This is a genomic window from Roseomonas rosulenta (assembly GCF_016106005.1).
GTDB classification, from domain to species: domain Bacteria; phylum Pseudomonadota; class Alphaproteobacteria; order Acetobacterales; family Acetobacteraceae; genus Neoroseomonas; species Neoroseomonas rosulenta.
Window position 1 is genome coordinate 1 of record NZ_JACADR010000242.1, and the last position, 6,867, is coordinate 6,867.

A 6,867-nucleotide genomic window follows, 5' to 3' on the forward strand; every position below is an offset into this window, starting at 1 on the left:
CCGGGCACGGCGACGGGGCCGGTCACCGCGCGCGGCGTCTCGACATGCGGCACGGCCGGGGCGGCGGCAGCGGGCTGCGGCGCGGCCGGCTTCGCGGCACCGCCGGCGGCGATGGAACCGAGCACGGAACCAGGCGCGACCTCGGCCCCCTCGGCCGCGGCGATCGCCTCCAGCACGCCGGCGGAGGGTGCGTTCACCTCGACGGTGACCTTGTCGGTCTCGAGCTCCACCAGCGGCTCGTCGGCCGCCACCGCCTCGCCGGCCTTCTTGAGCCAGCGCGCCACGGTCGCGGAGGAGACGCTCTCGCCGAGCGTGGGAACCAGGATGTCGGTCATGTCTGCCGTCCGTTGATATGGCGCCCGCGCGTCACAGCCCGAGGGCCGCGCGCACCAGGGCTTCCTGCTGCTGCTGGTGGATGCGCGCCAGGCCCGTGGCCGGGCTCGCCGCATCCTCGCGGCCCACGTAGTCGGGGCGCTTGGCCGCGATGTCGAGGGTGCGCAGCACCTTCTCGATGCGCCGGTCCATGAAGGTCCACGCACCCATGTTCTCGGGTTCCTCCTGGCACCACACCACCTCGGCGTTGCGATAGGGTGCGAGCGCCTTGGTCAGGCTGTTGGCGGGGAAGGGGAACATCTGCTCGACGCGCACGATGGCGACGTCGTCGATGCCCTTCTCGCGCCGCTCGGCCAGCAGGTCGTAGTAGACCTTGCCGGTGCACAGCACGACGCGCTTCACCTTCTCCTCCGGTGCGATCGCGTCGATCTCGGGGATCACATACTTGAAGGCGCTGCCGGGGCCGAATTCCGACAGGGAGCTGACCGCGAGCTTGTGGCGCAGCAGCGACTTCGGCGTCATCAGCACCAGCGGCTTGCGGTAGTTCGCCTTGAGCTGGCGGCGCAGCGCATGGAAGTAGTTCGCCGGGGTGGTGAAGTTGCACACCCGCATGTTGCGCTCGGCGCAGAGCTGCAGGTAGCGCTCGAGCCGCGCGGAGGAATGCTCCGGGCCCTGGCCCTCGTAGCCATGCGGCAGCAGCATCACCAGGCCCGACATGCGCAGCCACTTGGTCTCGCCGGAGGCGATGAACTGGTCGATGATGACCTGTGCGCCGTTGGCGAAGTCGCCGAACTGGCCTTCCCACAGCGTGAGCGTATGCGGGTCGGCCAGGGAATAGCCGTAGTCGAAGCCGAGCACGCCGAATTCCGCGAGCAGCGAGTTGAACGCCTCGAACTTCGGCTGGCCGGCGCGGATGTTGTTGAGCGGGACGTATTCCGCCTGGGTCTGCTGGTCGATCAGGTAGGCGTGGCGGTGGGAGAAGGTGCCGCGCTGCACGTCCTCGCCCGAGAGACGCACGCGGTGGCCCTCCAGCAGCAGCGTGCCGAAGGCGAGAGCCTCGCCGGTGGCCCAGTCGATGCCCTCGCCGGTCTCGATCGACTGCTTCTTGGCCTCGAGCTGGCGGGCGATCTTTGGATTGACGTTGAAATCCACGGGCACGCGAGAGAGCGCGGCGCCCACCTCACGCAGCGTGTCGAGCGGCACCGCGGTCTCGTGCAGCTTCTCGACTTCCTCGCCCGCGGTGGCCGACTTCAGCCCGGTCCAGTGGCCTTCCAGCCAATCCGCCTTGTTCGGGCGGAAGGATTGCGCGGCCTGGAAGGCATCTTCCAGCGTGGCGTTGAAGGCGTCGTACATCGCCTTGGATTCATCGGCGGAAAGCGATCCCTCGCGCGCCAGCTTCTCCGCATACAGGGTGCGCGTCGTGCGCATTTCCTTGATGCGGTTGTACATGATCGGTTGGGTGAAGGCGGGCTCGTCGCTTTCATTGTGGCCGTGGCGGCGGTAGCAGACGATGTCGAGCACGATGTCCGCGCCGAACTCCATGCGGAACTCGGCGGCCATGCGGGCGCAGAACAGCACGGCCTCGGGGTCGTCGCCGTTCACGTGCAGGATCGGCGCCTGGATCGCCTTGGCCACGTCGGTGCAGTACAGGCCGGAATAGGCGTGCGCGGCGACGGTGGTGAAGCCGATCTGGTTGTTGGTGACGATGTGCACCGTGCCGCCGGTGCGGTAGCCGATCAGCTGGCTCATCGCCAGCGTCTCGTACACCACGCCCTGGCCGGCGAAGGCGGCATCGCCATGCAGCAAGATGCCCATCACCGACCGACGGCCCTTGGTGTCGCCAGCCATATCCTGGCGCGCGCGCACCTTGCCGGCCACCACCGGGTTCACCGCTTCGAGGTGCGACGGATTGGGCTGGAGCGACAGGTGCACCATGTGCCCGCCGATCTCCATGTCGGTGGAGGTGCCCAGGTGGTACTTCACGTCGCCCGAGCCCTGCACGTCGTCGGGGTTCGCGCCCACGCCCTTGAACTCGGAGAAGACCTGCACGTAGGGCTTCTTGACCACGTTCACGAGCACGTTCAGCCGGCCGCGATGGGCCATGCCGATCGCGATCTCCTTCACGCCGAGCGGGGCCGCGGTCTCGATCACCGCCTCCAGCGCGGGGATGGTGCTCTCGCCGCCTTCCAGGCCGAAACGCTTGGTGCCGACGAACTTCCGCGCGCAGAAGGCCTCGAAGCCCTCGGCCTTGGTCAGGTCCGCCAGCAGTTCCTTCTTGGTCGCGGCGTCGAAGGCGGTGAGCCAGGGCGCGCCCTCGATCCGGCGCTGGATCCAGGACTTCTGGTCGGGGTCCTGGATGTGCATGAACTCGACGCCGATCGGCCCGCAATAGGAGGCGCGGCAGATCGCCATGATCTCGCGCAGCGTCGCGCTTTCCTTGCCCAGCACGAAATCCAGGAAGATCGGCCGGTTCATGTCGGCTTCGGTGAAGCCGTAGGTCTTGGGGTCGAGCTCGGGATGCGCCTTGGGCGTGGTCAGGCCGAGCGGGTCGAGCTGCGCTTCCAGGTGCCCGCGCACGCGGTAGGAGCGGATCAGCATCAGCGCGCGCAGGCTGTCGAGCACCTGGCGGCGCGCGGCATCGGCCGATGCGGCCTGCACGGCAGGGCTGTCGGTAGCGCGGCGCGCGGCCTGTGCCGACGCCTCGGGCTCGGGGCCGAAGGCGCCGCGGATGCGTGGCGCCCAGGAGGCGCCGGTGGCATCGGTCAGCACAGCCCGCGCCTCGTCGTTCAGCGCGGCGAACAGCTCGGCCATGGAGGGATCGACGCTGTCCGGCTTCTCGGCCCAGCGGGCATAGAGATCCGCGAGATAGGCGGCATTCGCGCCGGTCATCGCGGTTGCGAGGACGTCCACTCCAGCCATCGTTCTTCTCCGTGCCGGCGGATCGGCCGCCGGATCACCTTCCTCGGTTCTTGATGCGGATCGTCGCCGCAACCCCCGGAGAGGTTGCGACGTCGTCCCCTACCATACCCCGTGTGGCCCGCCGGTGGCAGGCCTTTCGGGCGTCAGCCCCGCAGCGCCTTCACCATGGTCGAGCCGAGGGCGGAGGGGCTGTCCGCCACATGGATGCCGGCCGACTTCATGGCCTCCATCTTCGCCTCGGCGGTATCCTTGCCGCCGGAGATCACGGCGCCGGCATGGCCCATGCGGCGCCCCGGCGGGGCGGTGGCGCCGGCGATGAAGCCGACCACCGGCTTGTTCGGCTTGCCGGGGCCGAAATTCTCGCGCCGGAGGTATTCCGAGGCGAGGATCTCGGACTGGCCGCCGATCTCGCCGATCATGACGATCGACTTGGTCTCGTCGTCCTTGAGGAACAGCTCGAGCACATCGATGAAGTCCATTCCCTTCACCGGGTCGCCGCCGATGCCCACGCAGGTGGACTGGCCGAGGCCCGCCGCGGTGGTCTGCGCCACCGCCTCATAGGTGAGGGTGCCGGAACGCGAGACCACGCCGACCGACCCGCGCTTGTGGATATGGCCCGGCATGATGCCGATCTTGCAGGCTTCCGGCGTGATCACGCCCGGGCAGTTCGGCCCGACCAGGATCGACTTCGACCCGCACAGCGCGCGCTTCACCTTCACCATGTCGAGCACCGGGATGCCCTCGGTGATGCAGATGATGAGCGGCAGCTCGGCGTCGATCGCCTCGAGGATCGCATCCGCCGCGAAGGGGGCGGGGACGTAGATCACCGAGGCATTCGCCTGCGTCTTCGCGACGCATTCGGCCACCGTGTCGAAGACCGGCAGGTTCAGTTCCGGGTGCATCGTGCCGCCCTTGCCGGGGGTCGTGCCGCCGACATAGGTCGAGCCGTAGGCGATGCCCTGGCTGGCGTGGAAGGTGCCCTGGGCTCCGGTGAAGCCCTGGGTCATGACGCGGGTGTTCTTGTCGACCAGAACGGCCATGGTTCAGGCTCCCTTCGTCGCGCCGGAGGCGCGCGCTGCATTCACAGCGGCGACGACCTTCTGGGCGGCGTCGGCCAGGTTGTCGGCGGGGATGATGGCAAGGCCGCTCTCGGCCAGGATCTTCTTGCCGAGGTCCACGTTGGTGCCCTCGAGCCGCACCACCAGCGGCACCTTGAGGTGCAGCGTCTTGGTGGCGGCGACGATGCCCTCGGCGATCATGTCGCACTTGGCGATGCCGCCGAAGATGTTGACCAGGATCGCCTTCACGTTGGCGTCGGAGGTGATGATGCGGAACGCCTCGGTCACGCGCGCGGCGTTCGCGGTGCCGCCGACATCGAGGAAGTTCGCCGGCGAGGATCCATACAGCTTGATGATGTCCATCGTCGCCATGGCGAGGCCCGCGCCATTCACCATGCAGCCGATCTCGCCGTCGAGCGCCACGTAGTTGAGGTCGTTCTTGACCGCGTCGAGCTCCTTCGGGTCCATCTCGCTGTCGTCGCGCAGGGCCTCGAGGTCCTTGTGGCGGAACAGCGCGCTGTCGTCGAAGGAGACCTTGGCGTCCAGCGCGACGATGTCGCCCTTGCCGGTCACCACCAGCGGGTTGATCTCGACGATCATGCAGTCGAGCTCGATGAAGGCGCCGTACAGCGCGGTCACGAACTTCGTGAAGGCCGCCACCTGCTTGCCCTCGAGCCCCAGCCCGAAGGCCAGCTTGCGGCAATGGAAGCCGGAGATGCCCGCGGCCGGGTCGATCGCGACCTTGAGGATCTTCTCGGGGTGGTTCTCGGCCACCTCCTCGATCTCCATGCCGCCCTCGGTCGAGGCCATGACCGTCACGCGCGAGGTCGCGCGGTCGACCAGCAGGCCGAGATAGAGCTCGCGCTTGATGTCGCAGCCATCCTCGACATAGACGCGGGAGACGACCTTGCCGTGCTCGCCGGTCTGCTTGGTGACGAGCGTCTTGCCGATCATCGCCTCGGCGGCCGCGCGGACCTCCTCGATCGACTTCACGACGCGCACGCCGCCCTTGCCGTTCGGGTCTTCCTTGAAGCGCCCGGCGCCGCGCCCGCCCGCATGGATCTGCGACTTCACGACATAGACGGGGCCGGGCAGCTGCTTGGCCGCGGCCACCGCCTGGTCGGCCGACCAGGCGACATGGCCGTCGAGCACCGTCACGCCATAGCGGCGCAGCAGCTCCTTGCCCTGGTATTCGTGGATGTTCATGCCGGGGAGTTCCCTCGAGACGGGGCGGACGGGAAAAGGGCCCGGCGTCGCCGCCGGGCCCGGGTGGGTCAGCCCACCAGCTTCTTGGACGCGTCGATCAGTTCGCGCACCGCGCCGCAGGACTTGTCGAAGGCGGCCTTCTCGGTGGCGTTGAGCTCGATCTCGACGATGCGCTCCACGCCGCCGGCGCCGATCACCACCGGCACGCCGACATAGAGGTCCTTCACGCCGTACTGTCCCGTCAGCCAGGCGGCGCAGGGCAGCACGCGCTTCTTGTCCTTGAGGTAGCTCTCGGCCATCGCGATGGCGCTGGCGGCCGGGGCGTAGAAGGCCGAGCCCTTCTCGAGCAGCTTCACGATCTCGCCGCCGCCATTGGCGGTGCGGGCGCAGATCGCGTCCACCTTCTCCTGCGTGGTCCAGCCCATCTTCACGAGGTCCGGCACCGGGATGCCGGCGACGGTGGAGTAGCGGGTCAGCGGCACCATGGTGTCGCCATGTCCGCCCAGCACGAAGGCGGTCACGTCCTCGACCGAGACATTGAATTCCTGCGCGAGGAACAGGCGGAAGCGGCTCGAATCCAGCACGCCGGCCATGCCGACGACCTTGTTCGCGGGCAGGCCCGACTTCTCGCGGAACACCCACACCATCGCGTCGAGCGGATTGGTGATGACGATGACGAAGGCATTGGGGCAATGCTGCTTCACGCCCTCGGCGACCTGCGCGATGACGCCGGCATTCTTCGAGACGAGGTCGTCGCGGCTCATGCCCGGCATGCGCGGGAAGCCGGCGGTGATGATGACGACGTCCGAGCCCGCGATCGCGCTGTAGTCGCCCGTCCCGGCCATGGCGCTGTCGAAGCCGTCCACTGGCCCCGACTGCATGATGTCGAGCGCCTTGCCCGCCGCCACACCGGGGAAGACATCGAACATGACGACGTCACCCAGTTCCTTGAGGCCGATCAGGTGGGCCAGCGTGCCACCGATATTGCCGGCGCCGATCAGCGCGATCTTCTTGCGGGCCATGGAGCCTTCCTCGGGTCTGATGCAGTGCGCAAAAGCGCGCTGCTACCTACTCCGCGGCCCGGCGGGCGGCAAGGCTGGCCCGTTACAGGGGCATGCAGCGGACGATGTTGGTGTGCCCATGGGCCAGGGTGGCCAGCGTGCCGCTCGGGCAGTCATGGGCCTGGGTGTTGGTGGCTGGCTCGAGCCCGCCCTGCCAGGAGACGGAGCGGCTGCGCGGGGCGCAGTTGCGGCCGCGGCAATTCGCCGCCGCCTGCTGGCGGGTGCCCGCGCGGGTCGCCGCCTGGCGCGTGCCGCGTGCATCGCGCGGCTGTCCGGCCGCGGCCTGGCGG

Annotated in this window: 5 protein-coding genes and 1 pseudogene; all 6 read right to left on the reverse strand. The window is 68.6% G+C overall.

The genetic code is table 11. The features are described from left to right. A partial coding sequence (locus HW578_RS20780; protein WP_304621646.1) for a biotin/lipoyl-containing protein occupies positions 1–335 on the reverse strand: 335 nt, incomplete at its 3' end. A 31-nt stretch (positions 336–366) separates the two neighbouring features. Then, complete coding sequence (locus HW578_RS20785; protein WP_198372626.1) at positions 367–3,252, reverse strand: 2-oxoglutarate dehydrogenase E1 component; 2,886 nt, start codon at positions 3,250–3,252, stop codon at positions 367–369. A 143-nt stretch (positions 3,253–3,395) separates the two neighbouring features. Beyond that, a complete protein-coding gene (gene sucD / locus HW578_RS20790; RefSeq protein ID WP_198372627.1) occupies positions 3,396–4,292 on the reverse strand; it encodes a succinate--CoA ligase subunit alpha in 897 nt (298 codons plus the stop codon). Between the two features lie 3 nt (positions 4,293–4,295). Then, positions 4,296–5,516 carry an ADP-forming succinate--CoA ligase subunit beta gene (sucC, locus tag HW578_RS20795; RefSeq protein ID WP_198372628.1) on the reverse strand — a complete coding sequence of 407 codons (1,221 nt, stop codon included), beginning with the start codon at positions 5,514–5,516 and terminating at the stop codon, positions 4,296–4,298. Positions 5,517–5,584: 68 nt separating this feature from the next. After that, positions 5,585–6,538, reverse strand: a complete 954-nt coding sequence (gene mdh, locus HW578_RS20800; RefSeq protein ID WP_198372629.1) for a malate dehydrogenase — start codon at positions 6,536–6,538, stop codon at positions 5,585–5,587. 82 nt (positions 6,539–6,620) lie between these two features. After that, a pseudogene (locus tag HW578_RS20805) lies at positions 6,621–6,867 on the reverse strand (hypothetical protein); the annotation flags it as partial.

Bases quoted from the DNA above. Each gene is read 5' to 3' on its own strand.
- mdh (WP_198372629.1), bottom strand. From the start codon at position 6,538: ATGGCCCGCAAGAAGATCGCGCTGATCGGCGCCGGCAATATCGGTGGC.
- sucD (WP_198372627.1), bottom strand. From the start codon at position 4,292: ATGGCCGTTCTGGTCGACAAGAACACCCGCGTCATGACCCAGGGCTTC.
- sucC (WP_198372628.1), bottom strand. From the start codon at position 5,516: ATGAACATCCACGAATACCAGGGCAAGGAGCTGCTGCGCCGCTATGGC.
- HW578_RS20785 (WP_198372626.1), bottom strand. From the start codon at position 3,252: ATGGCTGGAGTGGACGTCCTCGCAACCGCGATGACCGGCGCGAATGCC.